Here is a 23,847-nt window from a genome sequence, read left to right as displayed (position 1 = left end):
CCCGGCGCCTACACCCCGAGGTACTGCCGCCGCACCGCCGGGTCGGCCACCAGATCCGCCATGCTGCTGTGGTGGCGGATCTGGCCCTGTTCCAGCACATAGGCGCGGTCGGCCACCGCCTCGGCAAAGTGCAGGTTCTGCTCGGACAGCAGCACGCTCACGCCCTGGGCCTTGAGCTGGCGGATGGTGTGGGCCATCTGCTCGACGATCAGCGGCGCCACGCCTTCGGACGGCTCATCGAGCAGCACCAGCAGGGGCTGGCCCATGAGGGTGCGCGCCACGGTGAGCATCTGCTGCTCGCCGCCGCTCATGCGCCCGCCGGGCCGGTGGGGCATTTCGCCCAGGTTGGGGAACAGCGCAAACAGCCGCTCCGGCGTCCAGTGCGGCGCGGCGCTGCCGTCGGGCCAGTGGCGCGCGCCCTGGCGCCCCACTTCGAGGTTGTCGAGCACGCTCAGGTCGGTGAAGATGCGCCGGTCTTCCGGCACATAGCCGAGGCCCATGCGCGCCACCTGGTAGGGCGCGCTGCGCGCGATGTCGCGCCCCAGGAAGCGCAACTGGCCACCAGGGTGAACGTGCCGGCGCACCTCCAGCCCCACGATGGCCTTGAGCGTGGTGGACTTGCCGGCGCCATTGCGCCCCATCAGCGCCACGACCTCGCCGCGCGCGACCTGCAGGTCCACACCCAACAGCACCTGCGCGGCACCATACCAGGCGGAAAGGCCCTGCACCTCCAGCAAGGGCGAAAGCGCAGCGGCCATCACGTCAGGCTCCCGGCGGCCGCTGTCTGGCCGAACATGCTGCCGCTGCCCAGGTACACCTCCTGCACCCGGGTGTTGTCGCGAATGGCCTGCGGCGGGCCCTCGGCCAGCAGGCGCCCGCGCGCCAGCACCAGCACACGGTCGGCGTGGGCAAACACCACATCCATGCTGTGCTCGGTGAACAGCACACCCATGGCGCGCTCGCGCGCGAGTTGCTGCGTGAGCGCCATCAGCGCCAGGCGCTCGGCCGGCCCCATGCCGGCCGTGGGTTCGTCCATCAGCAGCAGCCGGGGCGCATGGGCCAGCGCCATGGCCAGCTCCACCCGCTTGACGTCGCCATAGGCCAGCGTGCTGCAGGGGCGCGGTGCCTGGGCCGCCATGCCCACCTGCGCCAGCAGGGCCAGCGCATCGTCACGCCGGTGGTCTTGCGCGCGGGGCCAGAACGAGAACAGGCGCCGGTCGGCCGACAGCAGCGCCATCTGCACGTTTTCCAGCACGGTGAGCGAGGCAAAGGTTTCGGCGATCTGGAAGGTGCGGCCCACGCCCTGGCGCCAGATGGCGCGCGGCGGCAGGCCGGCAATGTCCACGCCCGCCAGCCGGATGCGGCCCGCATCGGGCCGCAGCTGGCCGCCCACCATGTTGAAGGTGGTGGACTTGCCCGCGCCATTGGGGCCGATCAGCGCCAGCATCTCGCCCGGCGCCAGCGTGAAATCCACGCCATCGACCGCATGCACGCCGCCAAAGGCCTTGCGCAGGCCCGTCACCTGCAGCAGCGGGGGCGATGGACTCATGGCGCGCTCCTGCGGCGGGCCTGCCAGCGCAGGGCCAGCTGCCGGGCAAAGCCCGCCAGCCCCTGCGGGAACATGAGCACCAGCGCCAGCATGGTGCCACCCAGCACGGCGCGCCAGTAGTCGGTGTTGCGTGCCACGGTGTCGTGCAGCCAGGTGAAGGTGGCCGCGCCCACCCAGGGGCCCACCAGCGTCTGCACGCCGCCCAGCAGCACCATCACCAGGCCGTCCACCGACTTGCCCACCGACAGGCTTTCAGGCGCGATGCTGCCCTTGGAAAACACATACAAGGCCCCGGCCAGGCCGGCCAGCACGCCGGCCAGCACAAACGCCGCCCACTGCAGGCGCCGCCCATCCATGCCGATGGCGTCCGCCCGCAGGGCCGAGTCGCGCACCGCGCGCAGCGCATAGCCCAACGGCGCCAGCAGCACGCGCCGCAGCAGCAGCACGCCGGCGGCCACCAGGGCCAGCGTCAGCAGGTAATAGGCCTGCTGGCTGGCCAGCCAGGGTGCGGGCCACACGCCGGCCAGGCCATTGCTGCCGCCGGTGACGGCGTCCCACTGGTAGCACAGCGCCCAGGTGATCTGCGCGAACGCCAGCGTGAGCATGGTGAGGTAAACGCCCGACAGCCGCACACAGAACCAGCCATAGGCCAGCGCCCCCAGGCCCGCTGCCAGCGGAGCCAGCAGCAGGGCCAGCTCCATGGGCACCGCGGCCGATTGCACCAGCAGCGCCGCCGCATAGGCCCCCAGCCCGAAGTAGGCGGCATGGCCGAACGAGTGCATGCCGGCCGGTCCCATGAGGAAATGCAGGCTGGAGGCAAAGAGCACCGCCACCAGCAGGTCCACCAGCAGCACCGGCGCATAGGGCCAGGCCCCGGCCAGCAGCGGCACCAGCGCCAGCGCAGCCAGCAGGGCCCAGCCAGTCCACTGCACGCCCCGGCTGGCAGGGTGCAGCGGCGCCTCGGCCATGCCCGCCGCGCGCACTGGCGGCTGCGGCCGCCCCAGCAGCCCCCAGGGCCGCCACACCAGCACCACGGCCATGACCAGGAATTCCACCACCAGCGTCATCTTCGACAGCGACAGGCTGATGCCCCCCACTTCCACCAGCCCGGCCCACACGCACACCGCCTTGAGCTCGGCAATCAGCAGCGCCGCCACAAACGCGCCAGGGATCGAACCCATGCCGCCCACCACCACCACCACGAAGGCCGCGCCGATGGTGTGGAGGTCCATGTCGAGCTGGGCGGGTTCGCGCGGCAGCTGCAAGGCACCGGCCAGGCCCGCCAGCAGGGCGCCCAGCGCAAACACCCCCGTGAACAGCCAGGCCTGGTTGACGCCCAGGGCGCCCACCATGCCGCGGTCCTGCGTGGCCGCGCGCACCAGCGTGCCCCAGCGCGTGCGGTGCAGGCCCAGCCACAGCAGGCCCAGCACCAGCGGGCCGACGGCCATCAGGAACAGGTCGTAGGTGGGGAACTGCCGCCCGAGAAGGTCCACCGCCCCTTCCAGCCCCGGAGCGCGCGGCCCGAAAAGCTCTTCCGGGCCCCAGGCCCACAGCACGGCGTCCTTGATCACCAGCACCAGCGCAAAGGTGGCCAGCAGCTGAAACAGCTCGGGCGCGCGGTAGATGCGGCGCAGCAGCAGCACCTCCACCAGCGCCCCCAGGGCCGCCGTGGCCAGCGGTGCCAGCAGCAGGGCCGGCCAGAAACCGATGGTGGCGCCCAGGCGCTCCACCAGCGAGTAGGCCAGGTAGATGCCCAGCATGAAGAACGATCCGTGGGCGAAGTTGACGATGCGCATGACCCCGAAGATCAGCGACAGCCCCGCCGCCACCAGAAACAGCGATGAAGCCGACGCCAGCCCGTTGAGCAACTGCACCAGCAGGCCGGAAAAACTCATGCGCACAAGCCCGGACGGCCCAGCAGCGTGGCCTGGTGCATGTCAGCCGGCCGTGCGCAGCTTGCGCACCTCATCGGCCGATGGCTGGAAGCGCGCCCCGTCGAGGTAACGGAAGTCTGCCATCACGCCCGCGCCGTTCTGCAGGCGCGTACGGCCCACGAAGGTGCCCATGGTGGACTGGTGGTCTTCGGGCCGGTAGCGGATGGTGCCGAACGGCGACGCCAGCTCCAGCCCCCTGAAGGCGGCGATCAGCTTTTCGGTGTCGCTGCCGCCGGCCTTGCGCAAGCCTGCGGCCAGCGACTGGATGGCCGTGTAGCCCACCACCGAACCCAGGCGGGGATGGTCGTTGAAGCGTTCCTTGTAGGCCTTGAGGAACGCCTGGTGCTCGGCGGTCTGGATGGCGTACCAGGGATAGCCGGTGACGATCCAGCCCACCGGGGCTTCGCCCTTGAGCGGGTCCAGGTACTCGGGCTCGCCGGTCAGCAGGCTCACCACCTCGCGCCCCTTGAACAGGCCCCGGGTGTTGCCCTCGCGCACCAGCCGGGCCAGGTCGGCGGCGAACAGCACGTTGAAGATGGCATCCGGCTTGGCATCGGCCAGGGCCTGCACCACGCTGCCCGCATCCACCTTGCCCAGGGGCGGCGCCTGCTCGGCGACAAACTCCACGTCGGGCTGGGCGGCCTTGAGCAGCTTCTTGAAGGTGGCCGCCGCCGACTGGCCGTATTCGTAATTGGGATAGACGATGGCCCAGCGCTTTTTCTTCAGCGCCGCTGCCTCGGGCACGAGCATGGCCACCTGCATGTAGGTGGAAGCGCGCAGGCGGAAGGTGTAGCGGTTGCCGTTTTCCCAGACGATTTTGTCGGTCAGCGGCTCGGCCGCCAGGAAGAAGACCTTTTTCTGCCGCGCAAAGTCGGTCAGGGCCAGCCCCACATGCGACAGGAAGCTGCCCATGAGCAGATCCACCTTTTCGCGCGCCAGCAGCTCGTCGGCGGCCCGCACGGCGTCGCCGGGGTTGCCGTTGTCGTCGCGCACCACCAGCTCCAGCTTGCGGCCCTGGATGCCGCCGGCGCTGTTGATCTCGGCCACGGCCAGCTCCATCCCCTTCTTGTAAGGGGCCAGGAAGGCGGGCTGTGCCTTGTAGCTGTTGATTTCACCGATCCGGATCGCGCCCTGGGCATGCACCGCAGCAGCGGCACATGCCAGCCCGGCCACCAACAGGGCCCGGCGGGCGACGGAGAAGCTGCGCATGGAAGTTCCTTTGTCCAACATCATGACGGTCGAAGGCTCAAAATGTACCGCCCATCCCATTTGCCGGACAATGCACGGGTTTGCCGCCCTGCGCCCTGCCCCGCTGGGGCCTTGTTTTTTTTCATTTCTGCTACGAAACCATGAGTGCCTTTCTCGAAGAACGCGTGCTGACCGTCCACCACTGGACCGACCGGCTTTTCAGCTTCACCACCACCCGCGACCCGGCGCTGCGCTTTTCCAACGGGCACTTCACCATGATCGGCCTGAAGGTGAACGACAAGCCGCTGCTGCGCGCCTACAGCATCGTCAGCGCCAACTACGAGGAGCACCTGGAGTTCCTGAGCATCAAGGTGCCCGACGGCCCGCTGACCTCGCGCCTGCAGCACATCCAAGTGGGCGACACCATCGTGGTCGGCAAGAAGCCCACCGGCACCCTGCTGATCGACTACCTGCTGCCGGCCAAGCGCCTGTACATGCTGTCCACCGGCACGGGCCTGGCGCCGTTCATGAGCGTGATCCGCGACCCGGAAACCTACGAGAAGTTCGAAGAAGTGATCCTGGTGCACGGCGTGCGCCAGGTGAGCGAGCTGGCCTACCACGACTACATCACCCAGGAGCTGCCCCAGCACGAGTTCCTGGGCGAGCTGGTGAGCCAGCAGCTCAAGTACTACCCCACGGTGACGCGCGAACCGTTTCGCAACCAGGGCCGCATCAACGATCTGATCGAAAGCGGCAAGCTGTTCACCGACCTCGACATCCCGGCGCTGAACCCGCTGGAAGACCGCGTGATGCTCTGCGGCAGCCCCGAAATGCTGGCTTCGCTCAAGCACATCCTGGAGCACCGCGATTTCGAGGAAGGCAACACCACCAAGCCCGGCGACTTCGTGATCGAGCGCGCCTTCGTCGAGAAATAAGCCCGCTGCAAGTCGGCAGGCAGCACTGGCCTGCCGCCCAGCGCACCGTCAGGCGTTAGACCAGCTCGAATCCCTTGCCTTGCAAGCGCACGGGTGCGCCTTCGGGCACGGGCTGCGAGCGCGTGAAGCGGCGCACCGAGCCATCGTCCATGCGCACGCGCACCTCGTACACCGTCTGGGTGCGCGTGCGCTGCTCCACCGTATGGCCCACGTAACCACCGCCCACGGCGCCCAGCACCGTGGCAGCCGTGCGGCCGGAGCCCTTGCCCACCTGGTTGCCCAGCACGCCGCCCAACACACCGCCGGCGACCGCGCCCAGGCCCGTGGCGGGAGCGGCCTGCTGCACCGCCTGCACGGATTCGATGCGGCCGCACACCGTGCACACCGGGGCCCGTGCGACTTCCTGGCGCGCAGGGGCTTCGTCATACCGCGCGGGCTGGGGCGCCTGCGGGTGGGCACGGGCCGCAGCGCGTTGCCCGGTGGGTGCTGCAGGCACCTGATTTGCGACATATTCAGGAGCTATTGGCGCTTTCTGGTCAAGCGCTGCAGGTTTTCTCTCCTCAATGATCTCGTGGTCTGGCGTGCGCGCCGCGGGCGCCACCCGGGCCGCGTCTTCGGCCATCGCACCCGGGCGCTGCTGCGCCACCAGCGTTGCGCCCAACGCCAGCACGCACAGGCCCAGGGCGGCAATGGCGGCCCACAGCCATTTCAGGGGCACGCCACCGGGAGTTGCGGCCAAAGGGGCCTGGGGAACAGCGGAAGTGGTGGGTTGCATGTTTTTGCCTTTCTCAACAGATCGAATACAGCCTCTGCGACAGCGCTCGCAGGCCTGCCCTGAAGTTACACACGGCACCGGCGGGAATGGATGCCACCCATGTAAGCGGTGGTAAGAGCCTTCAGCAATTTCTCATCGCGGCACGGTGGGACCCAGCGCCTCTTCACAGGCGCGCGCACAGCCGGCCGACAACAGCAGCACCGCCGACGCAAAATAGATCCACATCAGCAGCACCACCAGCGAACCCGCCGCCCCGTAGGCGGAAACCACCGCCGCGGTGGACAGGTAAACCGCCAGCACATGCCGCCCCGCCGTGAACAGCGATGCGCCCATCACCGCGCCCAGCCACAGAAACCGCAACCGGGGCTTGGGACCGGCGCTCATGCGCATCAAGCCCACAAAAAGGGTCGCACAGACGCCAAACGCGGCGGCTTCGTTGAGCACCCGCAACAGCGGCGCTATCGCCAGCCAGTGGCCGGCCCAGCCGGCCAACAGGTTCAGCAGGGTCGAAATCACCAGGGACACCAGCAGCAAAAAGCCGAACGCCAGCACATACGCCACGCCCCGCAGACGCAGCGAAGCACCGTGCCACCACGGCAGGGGCTGCACCGCACCACGCCCGTGGGTCCACAGCCGCTGCAGCGCAGACTGCAGCTCGCCAAACACCCCGGTGGCACCAAACAACAGCACGAAAAAACCCAGCAGCGAGGCCAGCAGCCCTTGCGCGGGCTCCTGGGCACTGGCCAGGGCCTGGCGTATGACCGCCGCCCCCTGCTCGCCCACGAGGGTGGCGATCTGCGCAATCAGGCCCTGCTGCAGGCTGTCGCGGTCCAGCCACCAGCCCAGCAGGGCCACCAGCAGCACCAGCAGCGGCGCCAGGCTCAGGATGCCGTAGAACGACATCGCCGCGCTCATGCCGGCGCCGTCGGCGTCCATCCACAACCACACCGCCCGCCGCAGCGGCAGCAGCACGCGGGCGCCCCTGCGCGCCGCCGCCCGTGCGGGCCGGTAAAGGTGCAGGCCATTCATGCCGGCAAGGCTACCCAGGCGTGGTCCGCCTGCCCATCGGACAAACGGTGCAACCCGGGTAGTCCGGCTCCCACAGCCTTACACTCGGCCTGCCTTTGGACAGGCAAGAAGACAGGACACCATTTATGCAGATTCGCTGCGCACTGGTCGGCATGCCCGGCTCGGGCAAATCCACCGTCGGCCGGCAGCTGGCCCACCGGGCCGGGGTGCCCTTCATCGACCTGGACCACCGGCTGGAGCGGACCATCGGTACCACCATCCGCCACTTCTTCGAGGTGGAGGGCGAAGCGCGATTTCGCGATCTCGAATCGCAGCTGCTGGCCGAGGTGGCGCAGCAGCCCGGCGGCCTGGTGCTGTCCACCGGCGGCGGCGCGGTGCTGCGCCCCGAAAACCGCGAGGTGCTGCGCCAGTTTGGCAACGTGCTGTATTTGCGCGCATCGCCCGAAGAAATCTACAAGCGCGTGAAGCACGACAAGACACGCCCGCTGCTGCAGGGCGGCAACCCCCTGGAGAAGTTGCGCGAACTCTACGCCCTGCGCGACCCCCTGTACCGCGAAACCGCGCACTACGTGATCGAGACGGGGCGCCCCTCGGTGAGCACCCTGGTCAGCATGGTGATGATGCAGCTGGAGATGGCGCAAGGCGCCGCCGCTGCGCCCCCGTCTGCGCAGGCCTGACGGAAGACTGGCTGCACCCACGCTGACAAGACACACCGGGTGTCGGCCGCCGCGCTGTCTTCGTTGCCGGCATGCGCACCCAACCGGTACCCCGCAGACAAACACAAGCTCCCCCATGTAGGGCCTTGCTGATTTCAGAGCCCTCTTGGCAGTGCACGTTTGATGCAAAAACGCCGGCAGCTCTTTATTTCATCGCATCACAAATTCGGCGCCAACAGCCGCTCCAGCAGCTTCTCATCCATGCTGCGGCGTTCTGCCATGTCATGCAGCTGGTCTTCGCCGATCTTGCCCACGTTGAAGTACACGGCATCGGGGTGGCCGATGTAGAAGCCGCTCACGCTGGCGGCGGGCATCATGGCCAGGCTTTCGGTCAGGGTCATGCCGATCTCTTCGGCGTTGAGCACGCGGAACAGATCGGTCTTGGCGCTGTGGTCGGGGCAGGCGGGGTAGCCGGGCGCGGGGCGGATGCCGCGGTATTTCTCGGCAATCATGTCCTCGTTGCTCAGCGCCTCATCACTGGCATAGCCCCACAGGTCGGTGCGCACGCGCTGGTGCAGGCATTCGGCAAAGGCTTCGGCGAGGCGGTCGGCCAGGCTCTTGAACAGGATGGCCGAGTAGTCGTCGAGCGCGTCGATAAAGGCCTTTTCCTTCTTCTCGACGCCCAGGCCGGCCGTCACGGCAAACAGGCCGGCGTAGTCGGCAATGCCGCTCTCCTTGGGCGCGACGAAGTCGGCCAAGCAGCGGCTGGGGCGCGTCACACCGTCGATGGTGTGCTTTTCGGCCTGCTGGCGCAGGCCGTACCAGGTCATGGCGACTTCGGTGCGGGTGTCATCGGTGTAGAACTCGATGTCGTCGCCCACGCTGTTGGCGGGCAGCAGGGCCATCACGCCGCTGGCCGTGAGCCACCGGCCTTCGATGATCTTCTTGAGCATGGCCTGGCCGTCGGCAAACACGCGCGTGGCTTCCACGCCCACCACCTCGTCCGTCAGGATGGCGGGGTACGGGCCAGCCAGGTCCCAGGTCTGGAAGAACGGGCCCCAGTCGATGTATTTCGCCAGTTCGGCCAGGTCGAAGTTCTGGAACACCCGGCGACCCAGGGCACGCGGCACGGCGGGCTGGTAGGCCTGCCAGGCTATGGGCGTCTTGTTGGCGCGGGCCTTGGCCAGGGGCCACAGCGGCACCTGCTTCTTGTTGGCGTGCTGGGTGCGCACCTTGTCGTAGTCGGCGTTGATTTCCTGCACATAACTCTCGACGCCTTCACCGAGCAGGCTTTGCGCCACGCTCACGCTGCGCGAGGCGTCGGGCACATAGACCACGGGGCCCTCGTAGTGCGGCGCGATCTTGACGGCCGTGTGCACGCGCGAGCAGGTGGCACCGCCGATCAGCAGCGGGATTTTCTTGATGCGGAAATGCTCGTCCTTCTGCATCTCGCCGGCCACGTACTGCATTTCTTCGAGGCTGGGCGTGATCAGGCCCGACAGGCCCACGATGTCGGCGCCCTCGACCTTGGCGCGCGCCAGGATCTCGTGGCAGGGCACCATCACGCCCATGTTCACCACCTCGAAGTTGTTGCACTGCAGCACCACGGTGACGATGTTCTTGCCGATGTCGTGCACATCGCCCTTCACCGTGGCGATGACGATCTTGCCCTTGCTGCGCACGTCGCGACCCGCAGCCTCGTCCTGGCGTTTTTCTTCCTCGATGTAGGGGATGAGGTGGGCCACCGCGAGCTTCATCACGCGCGCGCTTTTCACCACCTGGGGCAGGAACATCTTGCCGGCACCGAACAGGTCGCCCACGATGTTCATGCCGTCCATCAGCGGCCCTTCGATCACATGCAGCGGGCGCCCGCCCTGGGCCAGAATGGCGCGATAGGCCTCTTCGGTGTCTTCGGTGATGAAGTCGGTGATGCCATGCACCAGCGCGTGGCTCAGGCGTTCGCCCACGGTCTTCGGATGCTCGGGCGTGCCGCGCCATTCGAGCTTCTTGCTCTCGTCCTTGGCACCGCTCTTGGCGGTCTCGGCGATCTCCACCAGGCGCTCGCCCGCATCCGGGCGGCGGTTGAGCACCACGTCTTCCACGCGCTCGCGCAGCACGGGCTCCAGGTCGTCATAGACACCCACCATGCCGGCGTTGACGATGCCCATGTCCATGCCGGCCGCAATCGCGTGGTACAGGAACACGGTGTGGATGGCCTCGCGCACCGGGTCGTTGCCGCGGAAGCTGAAGCTCACGTTCGACACGCCGCCCGACACCTTGGCGCCGGGCAGGTGCTGCTTGATCCAGCGCGTGGCCTCGATGAAATCGACCGCGTAGTTGTTGTGCTCTTCGATGCCGGTGGCCACGGCGAAGATGTTGGGGTCGAAGATGATGTCTTCGGGCGGGAAGCCCACCTCATCGACCAGGATGCGGTAGGCGCGTTCGCAGATCTCGATCTTGCGCGCATAGGTGTCGGCCTGGCCCACCTCGTCGAACGCCATCACCACGGCGGCAGCACCGTAGCGCTTGACCAGCCGCGCCTCGTGCTTGAACTTCTCCACGCCCTCTTTCATGCTGATCGAGTTCACGATGCCCTTGCCCTGGATGCAGCGCAACCCGGCCTCGATCACCTCCCACTTGGAGCTGTCCACCATGATGGGCACGCGCGCGATGTCGGGCTCGGAGGCGATGAGCTGCAAAAAGCGCACCATGGCCGCCTTGCTGTCGAGCATGGCCTCGTCCATGTTGATGTCGATGACCTGGGCGCCGTTTTCCACCTGCTGGCGCGCCACGGCCAGGGCCTCTTCGTACTGGCCATTCAGGATCATGCGCGCGAACGCCTTGGAGCCCGTGACGTTGGTGCGCTCGCCGATGTTGACGAACAGCGTGCCCTCGCCGATGGAGACGGGCTCCAGGCCGGACAGCTTCATGGGAGAAATGAAAGGCATATGGGTGTGGCTCATCGCTGACGACCTAATGGGATGAGCGTCGTTGCATCGCAGCGCGCTGGCAAGCCTCGCGGCCCGGGCCGCTGCAACGCTCCTTGCCAGCGCAAAACCCGTAATTTTACGAAACCGACAAAGGCATGGGCATTTGCCACAATCACCACCAATGACTATTGCCCCCATCCTGCGCGGACCAGCAGAACCAGGCCTGCTGCGCAACGAAGTCCTGGCAGACGTTTTTGAAGCCACGGCCACCCGCGCCCCGTCCACCATGGCGCTGATTTTTGGCGAGCGCCAGGTCACCTATGGCGAGCTGAACACACTGGCCGACATGGCCGCGCACCGCCTGATCGAGGCGGGCGTGCGGCCCGGCAGCATGGTGGGCCTGTGGCTGCCACGCGGCATCGAATTGCTGGTGCTGCAGCTGGCCATCGCCAAGACGGGTGCGGCCTGGCTGCCGTTTGATGCCGATACGCCGCCCGAGCGCATCGCCACCTGCCTGGCAGACGCCAGCGCTGTTGCGCTATTGATTGCAGAGCAACAAAGCCATGCCATTGCTGCGCACGGTGGCATTTCGTGCCCGGTGTACACGGAGCAAACGCTGCTGGCAGCCCTGCCCGCGCTGCAGGATGGCATTGCGCTGCGCCGCCGCGAGGGCGCGCTGCCCAGCCACACGGCGTATGTGATCTACACCAGCGGCTCCACCGGCAAGCCCAAGGGCATTGCCATCACCCAGCGCAGCATTTGCCACTTTCTGCGCAGCGAAAACGCGCGCCTGGGTGTCCGCGAAGGCGACCTGGTGTACCAGGGCTTCTCGGTGGCGTTCGACATGTCGTTCGAGGAGATATGGATCAGCTACCTGGTGGGCGCCACGCTGTGGATCGCCCCCCGGGAGGTTGCGAGCGACCCCGAGGCGCTGCCGCGTGCGCTCAGGGACAACGGCGTCACCGTGCTGCACGCCGTGCCCACGCTGCTGGCGCTGTTTGCGCACGACGTGGCCAGCCTGCGCACCATCAACCTGGGCGGCGAGATGTGCCCGCAATCGCTGGTCGAGCGCTGGGCTGCGCCGGGGCGACAGATGTTCAACACCTACGGCCCGACCGAAGCGACGGTTTCCGCCAGCCTGGCGGAACTCCGACGCGGCGAGCCGGTGACGATCGGCCAGGCGCTGCCCAACTACGGGTTGATGGTCATCGAGGTGATCGACCCGGACAGCGTGGTGGACGGCAAGCTGCCGCCGCTCAAGATCCTGCCGTTTGGCGAGACGGGGGAGCTGTGCATCACCGGCCCCGGTGTGGCCGCCGGCTACCTGGGGCGCCCCGATCTGACGGCCGAAAAATTCCTGCCCAATCCCTGGGCCACGGGCGAGCATGACCAGCGCCTGTACCGCACGGGCGACCTGGCGCGCGTGGAAAACGGCCAAATGCAATGCCTGGGCCGCGCCGACGACCAGGTGAAGATTCGCGGCTTTCGCGTGGAGCTGGGCGAAATCGAAGCGGTGCTGGCACAACAGCCCGGCGTCGGGACCACGGCGGTGCTGCTGCGGCGCGACGATGACCTGGACCAGTTGGTCGCTTTTTACGTGCCCTCGGGCGAGCCGCCCACCCCATCGGCACTGCGCCACGGTCTGGCCGAGAAACTGCCACCCTACATGGTGCCGGGGCGCTTTGAGGCGCTGCCGGCCATGCCGCGCCTGCCCTCCGGCAAGATCGACCGCAAAGCCCTCAAGGCCCAACCGCTGGCCGCCGCCGCTTCTGACGAAGGCGGGGACACCCCGGAAACCCCGGCCGAAGAAGCCCTGTTCGCGGCCATCGCCAAACTGTTCCCTGGCCAACCGGTGCGCCGCGGCATGGACTTTTTCAATGACCTGGGCGGTCATTCGCTGCTGGCGGCGCGCCTGACCTCCGCTCTGCGCGCCGACGCGCGCTTCGGCCAGGCCACGGTGCGCGACATCTACCAGCACCGCCGCATCGGCGCCATCGCCCAGGCGCTGCAAATGGGCATGACGGCCCCCGGCGCGACACCTGAGCGCCCCTTCACCACGCACAGCCCATGGCGGCGCTGGCGCTGCGGCATCGCGCAAGCCCTGGCGCTGCCGCCGCTCATCACGCTGAAGATGGCCCAGTGGCTTGCGCCCTTCTTCATGTACCACTTCTACACGGGCGATCCCAGCGACTCGATTGCGCTTGCCATCGCCATGTCGCTGTTGGCTTTTGTCCTGGCCACGCTGGCCGAGTTTGTGGTGGCCTGGGCGGGCAAATGGCTGATTGCCGGGCGGCTCAAGCCAGGACGCTATCCGCTGTGGGGCCTGACCTACTACCGCTGGTGGCTGACCGACAGGCTGCTGGAGGGAATTCCCGTTTACATGCTCAACGGCTCATCGCTCTACCTGGCGTGGCTGCGCGCTCTGGGTGCAAAGATTGGCCCGGAGGTCAACCTGGGCGCGCTCACCGTGCGCGCACCCGAACTGCTGTCGATTGGCGCGGGCACGAGCATCGGCAACGCCGTGAACCTGGAGAACGCCCGCGTTGAAGGCGGCTGGCTGCTGCTCGGAAGCATTGACATTGGCGCCAACGCCTGCATCGGCTCTTACTCGGTGGTGGAAGGCGATGTGCGCATCGAGGACTATGCCCATGTCGATGGCCAGTCGGCCCTGGCCAGCGGTACCACCGTGCCTGCGGCACGTATCTGGAGCGGCTCCCCGGCGCGTGACCGGGGAGCGTTCGACGTTGGACAGCAAACGCCACGCCCACCTGTGAGCGGCCAGCGCCTGGCGTGGGAGTCGGCGGCCTTCGCGCTCGGTTCACTGTTTGTCGCCGTCGTCTTCTTTTTTCCGGTCTTCCCCACTTTCTTGCTGATCGACTGGCTGGACGTGGACGCCATTTCCGTGCGCCCCCTGCTGGAGACGGGCACCATTGACGCCACCACCGCCTTTGTGCTGCGCTTCATCAAGTTCTTTGCCCTGTCGCTGCCTGCCACCGTGGTGCTGATCACCGCCACCGCACTGATTTCTGCCGGCATCCGCTGGGCCTTCTTGCCCAGCATGAAGGCCGGTACCTGGCCAGTGCACAGCAACCGCTACCTCGCCAAATGGCTCGTGAACCAGATCCAGGAGTCCAGCCTTGCGGTGCTGCACGGCATTTACGCCACCGTGTATTCGGCCACCTGGTACCGACTGCTGGGCGCCAAGGTGGGCGAGGAAACCGAACTCTCCACCGCCTTGGGCCTGGTGCCCGACATGCTCACGCTGGGTGATGAATGCTTTATTGCCGACGCGGTGATGCTGGGCGACGAACACATTGACGGCGGCTGGATGACGGTGCAGCCCACCACCGTGTCGCGCCGCAGCTTCATCGGCAACGGCGCCTATGTGCCCGACGGCACCACCATCCCCGAAAACGTGCTGATCGGCGTGATGAGCGGCGTGCCGCGCAGCGCACAAATGGCCAGCGGCGACACCTGGCTGGGCTCGCCCCCCATGCTGCTGCCCGCGCGCGAAAGCACGCAGGGCTACCCGGAGCACCTCACCTTCCACCCCTCCCGCTGGCGCAAGACCGGACGCGGCGCGGTGGAGGCGCTGCGCATTGCCTCTCCCCACGCGCTGGTGATTGCCGCTGGCTACGCCATCGTGCTCGACGCCATGCCACTGGCAGAAGAGGGCCTGTGGAACCTGCTGGCGCTGGAACTGGCGGTTGCCGGACTGCTCTTTGGCGTGGGCACCTTCGTGGCGGTGGCACTGTTCAAGTGGATGTTGCTGGGGCGTTACCGCAAGCGCAACACGCCCATGTGGACGCCGTTCGTGTGGCTTTCGGAAGCGGCCACCAACATGTACGAAGGCATTGCCGTCCCCAACTTCCTGCGCTACCTGCGTGGCACGCCCTGGCTGCCCTTGGCACTGAACCTGCTGGGCACGCGCATTGCCCCCAGCGCCTACATCGACACCACCGACATGACGGAATTCGACTGCGTGCGGATTGGCGCGCACAGCGAACTGAACGCGCTGTGCTGCCCGCAAACGCACTTGTTTGAAGACCGGGTCATGAAGATCGACGACGTGGTGATCGGTGCCAAAGTGACCTGCGGCCCGCGCTGCACCGTGCTCTACAGCGCCACGCTGGCCGACGGCGTGCAGCTGGGCCCGCTCACGCTGGTGATGAAGGGCGAGAGCCTGCCGGCACACAGTACGTGGCATGGCAGCCCCGCCGCACCATGGAAACACGCCGCCTGACGCCCACGCGCTGCGCCATCGCGCTCTGGCAAGCGCCCGGCGCGCCCCGCGTCTGGGGCCTGCCCATGCCACCTGGCGCCCCGCGCGAGACGGTGCGGGCCCTGGCCCGCACGGCGCTGGCCGATCTGCTGGGCGTCACCACCCTCACCAACCAGCGCGGCGAGCCCCCCCGGGCCCCCGCGCGGCCCGACCTGCACCTGAGCCTGTCGCACGCCGAGGGCCTGAGCCTGCTGGCCTGCCACGACGCGCCCGTGGGTGTGGACGTGCAAGCACTGCCCGTGCAGGCCGACGCCGCCACCGCTGCACTTTTCCTGGGGCCCAATTGGCTTCCAACGCGATCAAATCAGGCGCCAGAAGCCCCCATTTCAATAGCTTTTGCTACCGCCTGGACGCAGCACGAGGCGCGCCTGAAATGTGCCCGCGAACCCTTGGTGGAATGGAGCGAAGCGCTGGCCGCTCGGCTGGTGCACTACCGTTGCGCACCACTTCATGGCGCCGCTCTGCGCGGCTGGTGTGCCGCGCTGGCGTGGCAAGACTCGGGTACGGTTCCAAGTCTTTGAAGGGGTCGCTGGATGGTCCGTGGGCCAACCTCCCGCATTCCCGCCGCTGCAGCGCGCGAATTTCAACCAAAATGGCTTGCAGCGCTTGCATATCCAGCGCCAGTAGCTCTGTTTTATAGAGCAACCTCCGTAGACCCTGCGGCCCGAGCATCGGGTGCGCCTTGCGCCGACGCCGGCAGTCCAAATACCCGGTCGAACCCCCAGTTGAAGACAAAGGTGTAGCCAAGAAAGAAGACGATGAGCGCCAGGTCCATCACGAAGGCCTGCCACAGGCTCACGTTGAACCACCAGGCAAACAGCGGCACCAGCGTGAACACCAGGCCGCCCTCGAAGCCGATGGCATGGGCAATGCGGCGGCGCACGCTGCGCCCGCGCACGGCCTGGCGCGACTCCCAGCGCTCGAAGGCCCAGTTGAACAGCAGGTTCCAGACCACCGCCACCGCCGAGGCGGCCGCCGATGCCACGCTGGAATGCGCGGCGCTCTGGCCCGTGAGCACCGCCAGCCCCCAGGTGGCCACGGCAATGGCGATGAGCTCGTACAAAGTCACATACAGCACGCGGCGGCGCACGCCCTGCAGGCCAGGGGCGGCGGGGAGCGAGGAAACGGACAGGGTCACGGGTACGGGTGCATGCACGGTCATGGCGGCACTTTATGTCCGGATGACTGATATATAAAGTCAGCTTGTTTCAGATTTATTGACAGATTGGCAGGCCATGGCCTTTTCTTCCGACAGCGTGCAGGTGTTTCTGGCGGTGCTCGACCAGGGCTCGTTTTCGGCGGCGGCGCGGGCACTGTCGCGCGTGCCCTCGGCCGTGAGCATGACCATGGCCCACCTGGAGGCCGAGCTCGACGTGCAACTGTTCGACCGCAGCGGCCGCGAGCCCCGGCCCACCGCCGCTGCCCGGGCGCTGGAGCCGCAGGCGCGGCTGCTGGCCGCCCAGCTGCGCCAGCTCAATGCCCAGGCACTGGCGCTCACACAGGGCCTGGAGGAGCGCCTCACCCTGGCCATCGCCCCCGAGCTGCTGGCGGCGCGCTGGACCGCGCCGCTGGCCGCGCTGGCGCAGCAATACCCGCTGCTGCAGGTGGAGGTGCTGGCCGCGCCGCAGGAGGATGCCCTGGCGCTGCTGCACAGCGGGCGGGCGCAGCTGGCGCTGGTGTTCGAGCGCCCCAGCATCGACGGGCGCGAGGGTTTTCAGGAAGTGGGCAGCGAAACCCTGGTGGCCGTGATGGCGCGCCAGCACCCGGTGCTGGCTGCCGCGCGCGCCGCGGCCACCGCCCGCGGTGAAGCGCCAGCGCGCGCCCAGCTGCGCGAGGAACACCTCACCACCACGCGCCAGATCGTGGTGGCCAGCCGCGACCTGGCGCAGACCGACCCGCGCTTCGTGTTTGCCCGCCACCACTGGCGCACCGACAGCCACCTGGCCGCGCTGGGCCTGATCGAGGCGGGCCTGGGCTGGGGCTGGCAGCCGCGCGCGCTGGTGCAGCCGCGCATCGCCGCCGGCTCGCTGGTGGAGATGCCGTTTGAAAACCTCAGCAACGGCGTGGCGCTGTGGGTGGACGTGGTCTGGTCCAAGGAGCGCCCGCTGGGCCTGGGCGCGCGGCGCTTTGTGCAGCTGATCGCGCAGCAGGGTGCATCGGGCGCGGCGGCCTGATCTGCCATCAAAAGTGGCTGCGGCGCTTATTCATACAGCGTCCAAAGCGATGGATTCAACAGCATTGAAACGTTTGCAGACGGAAAGCGTGCATTGACCAGTCTGGCGCATTGGGACAAGCTGCTTGCCCCACCCATCGAAAAACAACCATGAGCAACTCCCCCTTTCACATCCAAGACAAGGCCCTGGCCAAGCGCTGGGCCGCCTGGCAACCCAAGCCAGCCAATGGCAACGGCCCCAAAGCGCTTTCGCTGAAGGATTACGATCCCGGCGCCACGCCGTTCATGGACGGCGAGAAGGCGCAGGCCAAGGAAGACGTACAGGCCCTGGCGATCGAGCTCGACACGCTGCAGGACCTGCTGTATGCCGACCGGCGCTACAAGCTGCTGGTGGTGCTGCAGGGCACCGACGCCTCGGGCAAGGACGGCACCGTGCGCGGCGTGTTTGGCAGCATGAGCGCCCTGGGTGTGCACGCCGTGGGCTGGAAGGCGCCCACCGAGCCCGAGCGCGCCCACGACTACCTGTGGCGCATCCACCAGCGGGTACCGGGTGCCGGCGAGCTGACGGTGTTCAACCGCAGCCATTACGAAGACGTGCTGGTGCCGGTGGTCAACGGCTGGATCACGCCCGCGCAGCAGCGCCAGCGCCTGGCCCACATCAACGACTTCGAACGCATGCTCAGCGAGACCGGCACGGTCATCGTGAAGTTCATGCTGCACATCGGCTTCGAGGAACAGCGCGAGCGACTGCAGGAGCGCCTGGACGACCCCACCAAGCACTGGAAATTCGACATGGGCGACATCGCCGTGCGCAAGCAGTGGGCCGACTACCAGAAGGCCTACGAAACACTGCTGGCGGCCACGCACACCCCCTGGGCGCCCTGGACCATCGTACCCGCCAACTCCAAGACACACCGCAACCTCATGATCGCCACCGTGCTGCGCGAGGTGCTGCAGAACCTGGACCTGCGCTACCCGCCAGGTGACCCGGGGCTGGAGCATTTCACGGTGGAATGACTGGTTTTGATGCCCGTCATGGTGGTATCGCCCGTCTTTGAAGACGTTTTCAGCTGCTTTGGAATGCGCAAGCAAAGACAGCACCGGGCACGGGCAACATTATGCAAACGGCGCATAACCCCGTGACGCACCGGCCTTGGACAGCCCGGCGCCGCAGGCATAAGCTTCACCTCCTTGAACTGATCCCACAAGGAACCCGCCATGTCGCAAGCCACCGCAACGCCCGGCAGCATCGCCAGCGCCCACACCCTGCCGTCATACCTCGACGCCAACCACCTCGGCCCCTGGGGCAACTACCTGCAACAGGTAGACCGCGTCACCCCCTACCTGGGCAGCCTGGCGCGCTGGGTGGAAACGCTCAAGCGCCCCAAGCGCATCCTGATCGTGGACGTGCCGATTGAAATGGACAACGGCGCCATCGCCCACTTCGAGGGCTACCGCGTGCAGCACAACACCAGCCGCGGCCCGGGCAAGGGCGGCGTGCGCTTCCACCAGGACGTGACCCTGTCGGAGGTGATGGCGCTGTCGGCCTGGATGTCGGTCAAGAACGCAGCGGTGAACGTACCCTACGGCGGCGCCAAGGGAGGCATCCGGGTCGATCCCAAGAAGCTTTCGATGGGCGAGCTCGAACGCCTCACGCGCCGCTACACGAGCGAGATCGGCATCATCATCGGCCCGTCCAAGGACATTCCAGCGCCCGACGTGAACACCAACGGCCAGATCATGGCGTGGATGATGGACACGTATTCGATGAACGTCGGGGAAACCGCCACCGGCGTGGTCACCGGCAAACCCGTGGATCTGGGCGGCTCGCTCGGGCGCAACGAGGCCACCGGCCGCGGCGTGTACACCGTGGGCGTGGAGGCAGCACACCACATCGGCCTGAAGATCGAGGGCGCGCGGCTGGCCGTGCAGGGCTTTGGCAACGTGGGCGGCACGGCCGCCAGGCTGTTTGCCGAGGCCGGCGCGCGCGTGGTGGCCGTGCAGGACCATACCGGCAGCATCTACCACGACGGGGGCCTGGACGTCCCCGCCCTGCTGGCGCACGTGAAGGAAACCGGCGGCGTGGGCGGCTTCGCCGGCGCGGACCGGCTCGACAACGATGCATTCTGGGGCGTGAACTGCGACATCCTGATCCCGGCGGCGCTGGAAACCCAGATCACCGCCACCAACGCCGGCAAGATCCAGGCGCGCCTGGTGATCGAAGGCGCCAACGGCCCCACCACCCCCGAGGCCGACGACATCCTCCACGACAAGGGCGTGCTGGTGCTGCCCGACGTGATCGCCAACGCCGGCGGCGTGACGGTGAGCTATTTCGAATGGGTGCAGGACTTTTCCAGCTTCTTCTGGAGCGAGGACGAAATCAACGCACGCCTCGTACGCATCATGAAAGATGCCTTCGCCGGCATCTGGCAGGTGGCGCAGGAGCACAAGGTGAGCCTGCGCACTGCCACCTTCATCGTCGCCTGCACGCGCATCCTTCATGCGCGCGAGATGCGCGGTCTGTACCCCTGAAGCAAACGCAGTGTTCGCAAGACAAGGCTGTCCATTGGGCAGCTTTTTTTTCTGCCGACCAGGAGCAGAGCACCTGCTTTCGCGTCTAGAAAGCCGGGCTTTGCCAATGGCAAAGCCATTCGCTCCCAAACCCTAGGTGCGGATCGCGGTGGGCATGGCTATCGTTGGACTCCTGCGCCACAGGCCTCGTCGAGGCCAAGGCGCCCCCCAAGGAGTCCCCATGATTTTTCGACGCTGCATGCTGGCCGCCCTGGCCACCCTGCCTCTGGCCGCCTGGGCCGACTGGCCCGAACGCCCCATCACCATGGTCGTGCCGGCCGCAGCCGGTGGCACCACCGACATCGCGGCGCGCGTGCTGGCCGAGAAGATGGGCAAGGACCTGGGCACCTCCATCGTCGTCGAGAACAAGGGCGGTGGCGGCGGCAGCATCGGCACGGCGCAGGTCGCGCGCGCCAAGCCCGACGGCTACACGCTGCTGATGGGCAACATCGGCCCCATCGCCATCAACTTCAGCCTGTACAAGCAGCTCAGCTACAAGGAAAGCGACCTGCGCGGCATCACCAACGTGATCTCGGTGCCCAACATCCTGGTGGTCCATGCCGACTCGCCCGTGCGCAGCGTGAAGGAGCTGGTCAGCCTGGCCAAGACACGCCGGCTCAACGTGTCCACCTCGGGCGTGGGCCAGTCGCCGCACATGTCCTCGGAAATGTTCCGACAGAAGGCCGGCATCGACGTGACCCTGGTGCCCTTCCCCGGCGCGGCGCCGGCCGTGACGGCGCTGCTGGGCCAGCAGGTGGACTTCATGATCGACAACCTGCCCAGCTCCATGCCGCACATCAAGTCGGGCAAGTTCCGCGCGCTGGCCATCACCAGTAGCACGCGCTCGGCGCAGCTGCCCGACGTGCCCACCATGACCGAGGCCGGCGTGCCCATGCAGGTGACGGCCTGGTTCGGCCTGCTGGCGCCGGCCGGCACACCCGACGCGCTGGTCGAGCGCCTGCAGCAATCGGCACGCAAGGCCATGCAGACGCCCGAGGTGCGCCAGCGCTTTGCCGATCTGGGCGGCGTGCCCGGCGGCGAGACGCCGGCCGAGTACGACACCTTCATCGCCCAGGAGCGCAAGAGCTGGGCGCAGATCGTCAAGGCCGCGGGCCTGTCGCTCGAATAGCCATGACCATGCACCCAGACATCGAACACCTGCTGGCCCAGCCCTTTGGCTCGCTGCCCGAACTGATAGAGCGCCAGGCCGCGCACCGACCCGGCCACACCGCCCTGGTCCTGGAGGATCAGCGCCTGGACTACGCCGCCCTGCGCGCGGGCATGCACCGTGTGGCGCGCAGCCTGCAGCGCGACGGCCTGAAGCCCGGCGACGTGGTGGCCATCTGTGCCGGCACCTCGGTCGAATATGTACTGGCCTACCTGGGCGCGCTGCGCGCCGGCGTGGCCGTGGCGCCGCTGGCCCCGTCGGCCACGGCCGCACACCTGAGCGCCATGCTGGACAACTGCGGCGCGCACCTGGTGCTGCGCGACCGTGAGGTGGCCACGCAATGGCCCCTGCACGCGGGCGCCGCGCTGCGCTGCGTGGCGCTGGACGACGCGCCCGAAGCGGGCGAGCCCTGGTCGCAATGGCTGGCCCGGGGCGACAGCGCGCCGGCACCGATAGCGCCCGCCCCCGACTGGCCGTTCAACGTGATCTATTCCTCGGGCACCACGGGCGTTCCCAAGGGCATCGTGCAGTCCTGGGCCATGCGCTGGGCCCATGTACGGCGCGCGGTCACCAACGGCTATGGGCCCGATGCAGTCTCGCTGTGCGCCACACCGCTGTATTCCAACACCACGCTGGTGGCGGCCCTGCCCACGCTGGCCCTGGGCGGCACGCTGGTGCTGATGCGCAAGTTCGATGCCGCGCATTACCTGCAGCTGGCCCAGCAGCACGGCGCCACCCATACCATGCTGGTGCCGGTGCAGTACCAGCGCCTGATGGCCTGCGCGGCCTTCGACGGCACCGACCTGGGCCGGCTGCAGCACAAGTTCTGCACCAGCGCGCCCTTCAGCGCCGCGCTCAAGGCCGAGGTGCTGCGGCGCTGGCCGGGCCGGCTCATCGAGTACTACGGAATGACCGAGGGCGGCGTGCGCTGCGAGCTGCACTGCCATGATTTCCCCCACAAGCTGCACACCGTGGGCCGCCCCGGCGAGGGTGCCGACATCCGCTTCATCGACGAGCAGGGGCGCGAGCTGCCCGCCGGCGAGCAGGGCGAGATCGTGGGCCGCTCGGCCGGGATGATGAGCGGCTATTACCGCTTGCCCGAGAAAACGGCCGACGCTGAATGGTTCGACGCCCAGGGCCAGCGCTACATCCGCAGCGGCGATGTGGGCCGGCTGGATGCGGACGGCTTCATCGTGCTGGGTGACCGCAAGAAGGACATGATCATCACGGGCGGCTTCAACGTCTATCCCAGCGACATCGAGGGCGTGCTGTGCCAGCACCCCGAGGTGGCCGAGTGCGCCGTGGTGGGCGTGCCTTCCGAGCAGTGGGGCGAGACCCCCGTGGCCTACGTGGTGGCGCGCCCCGGCATGCAGCCCGCCGCCGGGGCGCTGCGCGAATGGCTCAACACCCGCGTGGGCAAGACCCAGCGTGTGGCCGATCTGCGGCTGGCCGAGCGCCTGCCGCGCAGCGAGATCGGCAAGGTGCTCAAACGTGAGTTGCGCGAGCAGTACCTGCAGGCCACGCCGGTCGCCGACTGATTTTCCCCAACCCCGCTCAGGAGACTGCCATGTCCTTGCCCCCCTCCTCGCGGCTGCGCCGCGCCGTGCTTGCCAGCCTGGCCCTGGGCGCCAGCGCCCTGCTGGCCCCTGCCGCCCATGCGGCGGATGCCTGGCCCGCCAAGCCGATCCAGCTCGTGATCCCCTACCCGCCCGGCGGCAGCGCCGACCTGCTGGGCCGGCCGCTGGCCGTGCAGCTGCAGCAGCAGCTGGGGCAGACGGTGGTACTGGAATACAAACCGGGCGCCGGCGGCACACTGGCGTCGCAGTATGTGGCACGCGCCAAGCCCGACGGCTACACGGTGCTCATGGTGCTGGCCGCGCATGCCATCAACGACAGCCTCTACCCGAAACTGCCCTACGACACGCGCAGGGACTTCGCGCCCGTGTCACTGGTCGCCAACCTGCCCATGGTCGTGGCGGCCAGCGCCAAGCTGCCCGCCAGGAACATCCAGGAGCTGATCCAGGCCGCCAAGGCCGCGCCGGGCAAGCTCACCTTCGGTTCGGCCGGCAACGGCAACACCGGGCACCTCGCGGCGGAATATTTCAGCAGCATCGCCGGGGTCAAGATGACGCATGTACCGTACAAGGGCAGCGCCGGCGTGGTCAACGCCATGCTGGCCGGCGACATCGACCTCACCTTCGACAGCATCTCCACCTCCATGCCGCACATCCGCGGCGGCCGCATGCACGCGCTGGCCGTCACCAGCCAGCAGCGCTCGGCGCTGGCGCCCGAGGTGGCGACGGTGCAGGAGCAGGGCATTGCCGGCTTCGACGTGACGGGCTGGTACGCGCTGATCGCGCCGGCCGGCACGCCACCCGAGATCACCCAGCGCCTGAGCCGCGAGATCGCCACCGCCCTGCGCCAACCGCCGCTGCAGGCGCAACTGGCCGCCGGCGGCTACGAGCCCGTGGGCTCCACGCCCGAGGCGCTGCAGGCACATATCGAGCGCGAAATCACGCGCTGGGCCGCCGTGGTCAAGTCCACGGGCGCCAAGGTAGATTGACCCCCTGAGCCGCTGCGCGGCTTCCCCCGCTCTCGGCTTCGCCGGGCAGGGGGACGCAGCCAGCGCGGCGGGGCGGCCCTTGCGCGGCTGCCCG

At 67.9% G+C, this 23,847-nt stretch carries 18 protein-coding genes and 1 riboswitch; of the genes, 10 read left to right on the top strand and 8 right to left on the bottom strand.

Annotation, left to right across the window (positions count from 1 at the left end; all coding sequences use genetic code 11):
- Positions 1 to 8: 8 nt before the first annotated feature.
- Genes K225_RS0102435 through K225_RS0102420 form a run of 4 tightly spaced genes read right to left on the bottom strand, consistent with a single transcriptional unit; the run spans position 9 to position 4,692 of the window.
- Positions 9 to 758, bottom strand: coding sequence for an ABC transporter ATP-binding protein (locus tag K225_RS0102435; protein ID WP_034711597.1), 750 nt, complete (start codon positions 756 to 758; stop codon positions 9 to 11).
- Positions 758 to 1,549, bottom strand: coding sequence for an ABC transporter ATP-binding protein (locus K225_RS0102430; RefSeq protein WP_026434922.1), 792 nt, complete (start codon positions 1,547 to 1,549; stop codon positions 758 to 760). The genes K225_RS0102435 and K225_RS0102430 overlap by 1 nt, the downstream gene beginning before the upstream one ends.
- On the bottom strand, positions 1,546 to 3,444 hold the full coding sequence (locus K225_RS0102425) for an ABC transporter permease (protein ID WP_026434921.1): 1,899 nt from the start codon (positions 3,442 to 3,444) through the stop codon (positions 1,546 to 1,548). The genes K225_RS0102430 and K225_RS0102425 overlap by 4 nt, the downstream gene beginning before the upstream one ends.
- A gap of 42 nt (positions 3,445 to 3,486) precedes the next feature.
- Positions 3,487 to 4,692 (bottom strand): ABC transporter substrate-binding protein, encoded by a 1,206-nt coding sequence (locus tag K225_RS0102420; protein ID WP_026434920.1) that lies wholly within the window; start codon positions 4,690 to 4,692, stop codon positions 3,487 to 3,489.
- A gap of 140 nt (positions 4,693 to 4,832) precedes the next feature.
- Between K225_RS0102420 and K225_RS0102415 the strand changes: the two genes are divergently transcribed.
- Complete coding sequence (locus K225_RS0102415) at positions 4,833 to 5,606, top strand: ferredoxin--NADP reductase (protein ID WP_026434919.1); 774 nt, start codon at positions 4,833 to 4,835, stop codon at positions 5,604 to 5,606.
- Positions 5,607 to 5,661: 55 nt separating this feature from the next.
- On the opposite strand, the gene K225_RS20225 is transcribed toward K225_RS0102415, so the two are convergent.
- The gene (locus K225_RS20225) at positions 5,662 to 6,381 is read right to left on the bottom strand and encodes a glycine zipper 2TM domain-containing protein (protein ID WP_034711643.1); all 720 of its coding nucleotides are present in this window, start codon (positions 6,379 to 6,381) and stop codon (positions 5,662 to 5,664) included.
- Positions 6,382 to 6,513: 132 nt separating this feature from the next.
- Positions 6,514 to 7,410: a YihY/virulence factor BrkB family protein gene (locus tag K225_RS0102405; protein ID WP_051248603.1), complete on the bottom strand. Its 897-nt coding sequence runs from the start codon at positions 7,408 to 7,410 to the stop codon at positions 6,514 to 6,516.
- 125 nt (positions 7,411 to 7,535) lie between these two features.
- On the opposite strand from K225_RS0102405, the gene K225_RS0102400 reads away from it, so the two are divergent.
- Positions 7,536 to 8,087, top strand: a complete 552-nt coding sequence (locus K225_RS0102400; protein WP_026434917.1) for a shikimate kinase — start codon at positions 7,536 to 7,538, stop codon at positions 8,085 to 8,087.
- Between the two features lie 197 nt (positions 8,088 to 8,284).
- Here the strand turns inward: K225_RS0102400 and metH are convergent, their stop codons facing one another.
- Positions 8,285 to 11,014 (bottom strand): methionine synthase, encoded by a 2,730-nt coding sequence (gene metH, locus K225_RS20220; RefSeq protein ID WP_369794830.1) that lies wholly within the window; start codon positions 11,012 to 11,014, stop codon positions 8,285 to 8,287.
- A gap of 28 nt (positions 11,015 to 11,042) precedes the next feature.
- A riboswitch (S-adenosyl-L-homocysteine riboswitch) is annotated at positions 11,043 to 11,117 on the bottom strand.
- Between the two features lie 60 nt (positions 11,118 to 11,177).
- On the opposite strand from metH, the gene K225_RS0102390 reads away from it, so the two are divergent.
- The gene (locus K225_RS0102390) at positions 11,178 to 15,239 is read left to right on the top strand and encodes a Pls/PosA family non-ribosomal peptide synthetase (protein ID WP_026434916.1); all 4,062 of its coding nucleotides are present in this window, start codon (positions 11,178 to 11,180) and stop codon (positions 15,237 to 15,239) included.
- Positions 15,221 to 15,799, top strand: coding sequence for a 4'-phosphopantetheinyl transferase superfamily protein (locus tag K225_RS21425; RefSeq protein WP_155885206.1), 579 nt, complete (start codon positions 15,221 to 15,223; stop codon positions 15,797 to 15,799). Before K225_RS0102390 ends, K225_RS21425 begins: the two co-directional genes overlap by 19 nt.
- A gap of 113 nt (positions 15,800 to 15,912) precedes the next feature.
- Here K225_RS21425 and K225_RS20210 read toward each other — a convergent pair whose 3' ends face one another.
- The gene (locus K225_RS20210) at positions 15,913 to 16,377 is read right to left on the bottom strand and encodes a PACE efflux transporter (RefSeq protein ID WP_034711638.1); all 465 of its coding nucleotides are present in this window, start codon (positions 16,375 to 16,377) and stop codon (positions 15,913 to 15,915) included.
- 136 nt (positions 16,378 to 16,513) lie between these two features.
- Between K225_RS20210 and K225_RS0102375 the strand changes: the two genes are divergently transcribed.
- The 6 genes from K225_RS0102375 (at position 16,514) to K225_RS0102350 (ending at position 23,753) form a co-directional block, all read left to right on the top strand.
- The gene (locus K225_RS0102375) at positions 16,514 to 17,452 is read left to right on the top strand and encodes a LysR family transcriptional regulator (RefSeq protein ID WP_026434915.1); all 939 of its coding nucleotides are present in this window, start codon (positions 16,514 to 16,516) and stop codon (positions 17,450 to 17,452) included.
- 149 nt (positions 17,453 to 17,601) lie between these two features.
- The gene (locus K225_RS0102370) at positions 17,602 to 18,468 is read left to right on the top strand and encodes a phosphate--nucleotide phosphotransferase (protein ID WP_026434914.1); all 867 of its coding nucleotides are present in this window, start codon (positions 17,602 to 17,604) and stop codon (positions 18,466 to 18,468) included.
- A gap of 201 nt (positions 18,469 to 18,669) precedes the next feature.
- Positions 18,670 to 19,983, top strand: coding sequence for a Glu/Leu/Phe/Val dehydrogenase (locus K225_RS0102365; protein WP_026434913.1), 1,314 nt, complete (start codon positions 18,670 to 18,672; stop codon positions 19,981 to 19,983).
- 220 nt (positions 19,984 to 20,203) lie between these two features.
- Complete coding sequence (locus tag K225_RS0102360; RefSeq protein ID WP_026434912.1) at positions 20,204 to 21,151, top strand: tripartite tricarboxylate transporter substrate binding protein; 948 nt, start codon at positions 20,204 to 20,206, stop codon at positions 21,149 to 21,151.
- A gap of 8 nt (positions 21,152 to 21,159) precedes the next feature.
- Complete coding sequence (locus K225_RS0102355) at positions 21,160 to 22,728, top strand: class I adenylate-forming enzyme family protein (protein WP_026434911.1); 1,569 nt, start codon at positions 21,160 to 21,162, stop codon at positions 22,726 to 22,728.
- Positions 22,729 to 22,757: 29 nt separating this feature from the next.
- On the top strand, positions 22,758 to 23,753 hold the full coding sequence (locus tag K225_RS0102350; protein ID WP_026434910.1) for a tripartite tricarboxylate transporter substrate binding protein: 996 nt from the start codon (positions 22,758 to 22,760) through the stop codon (positions 23,751 to 23,753).
- Positions 23,754 to 23,847: the final 94 nt, after the last annotated feature.

The organism is Acidovorax sp. JHL-9, assembly GCF_000426205.1.
GTDB classification, from domain to species: domain Bacteria; phylum Pseudomonadota; class Gammaproteobacteria; order Burkholderiales; family Burkholderiaceae_C; genus Acidovorax; species Acidovorax soli.
Note: the sequence above shows the minus strand (reverse complement) of the source record. Positions and strands in the feature narration are given on the sequence as shown.

Bases quoted from the DNA above. Each gene is read 5' to 3' on its own strand.
- K225_RS0102435 (WP_034711597.1), bottom strand. From the start codon at position 758: ATGGCCGCTGCGCTTTCGCCCTTGCTGGAGGTGCAGGGCCTTTCCGCC.
- K225_RS0102430 (WP_026434922.1), bottom strand. From the start codon at position 1,549: ATGAGTCCATCGCCCCCGCTGCTGCAGGTGACGGGCCTGCGCAAGGCC.
- K225_RS0102425 (WP_026434921.1), bottom strand. From the start codon at position 3,444: ATGAGTTTTTCCGGCCTGCTGGTGCAGTTGCTCAACGGGCTGGCGTCG.
- K225_RS0102420 (WP_026434920.1), bottom strand. From the start codon at position 4,692: ATGCGCAGCTTCTCCGTCGCCCGCCGGGCCCTGTTGGTGGCCGGGCTG.
- K225_RS0102415 (WP_026434919.1), top strand. From the start codon at position 4,833: ATGAGTGCCTTTCTCGAAGAACGCGTGCTGACCGTCCACCACTGGACC.
- K225_RS20225 (WP_034711643.1), bottom strand. From the start codon at position 6,381: ATGCAACCCACCACTTCCGCTGTTCCCCAGGCCCCTTTGGCCGCAACT.
- K225_RS0102405 (WP_051248603.1), bottom strand. From the start codon at position 7,410: ATGAATGGCCTGCACCTTTACCGGCCCGCACGGGCGGCGGCGCGCAGG.
- K225_RS0102400 (WP_026434917.1), top strand. From the start codon at position 7,536: ATGCAGATTCGCTGCGCACTGGTCGGCATGCCCGGCTCGGGCAAATCC.
- metH (WP_369794830.1), bottom strand. From the start codon at position 11,014: ATGCCTTTCATTTCTCCCATGAAGCTGTCCGGCCTGGAGCCCGTCTCC.
- K225_RS0102390 (WP_026434916.1), top strand. From the start codon at position 11,178: ATGACTATTGCCCCCATCCTGCGCGGACCAGCAGAACCAGGCCTGCTG.
- K225_RS21425 (WP_155885206.1), top strand. From the start codon at position 15,221: ATGGAAACACGCCGCCTGACGCCCACGCGCTGCGCCATCGCGCTCTGG.
- K225_RS0102375 (WP_026434915.1), top strand. From the start codon at position 16,514: ATGGCCTTTTCTTCCGACAGCGTGCAGGTGTTTCTGGCGGTGCTCGAC.
- K225_RS0102370 (WP_026434914.1), top strand. From the start codon at position 17,602: ATGAGCAACTCCCCCTTTCACATCCAAGACAAGGCCCTGGCCAAGCGC.
- K225_RS0102365 (WP_026434913.1), top strand. From the start codon at position 18,670: ATGTCGCAAGCCACCGCAACGCCCGGCAGCATCGCCAGCGCCCACACC.
- K225_RS0102360 (WP_026434912.1), top strand. From the start codon at position 20,204: ATGATTTTTCGACGCTGCATGCTGGCCGCCCTGGCCACCCTGCCTCTG.
- K225_RS0102355 (WP_026434911.1), top strand. From the start codon at position 21,160: ATGCACCCAGACATCGAACACCTGCTGGCCCAGCCCTTTGGCTCGCTG.
- K225_RS0102350 (WP_026434910.1), top strand. From the start codon at position 22,758: ATGTCCTTGCCCCCCTCCTCGCGGCTGCGCCGCGCCGTGCTTGCCAGC.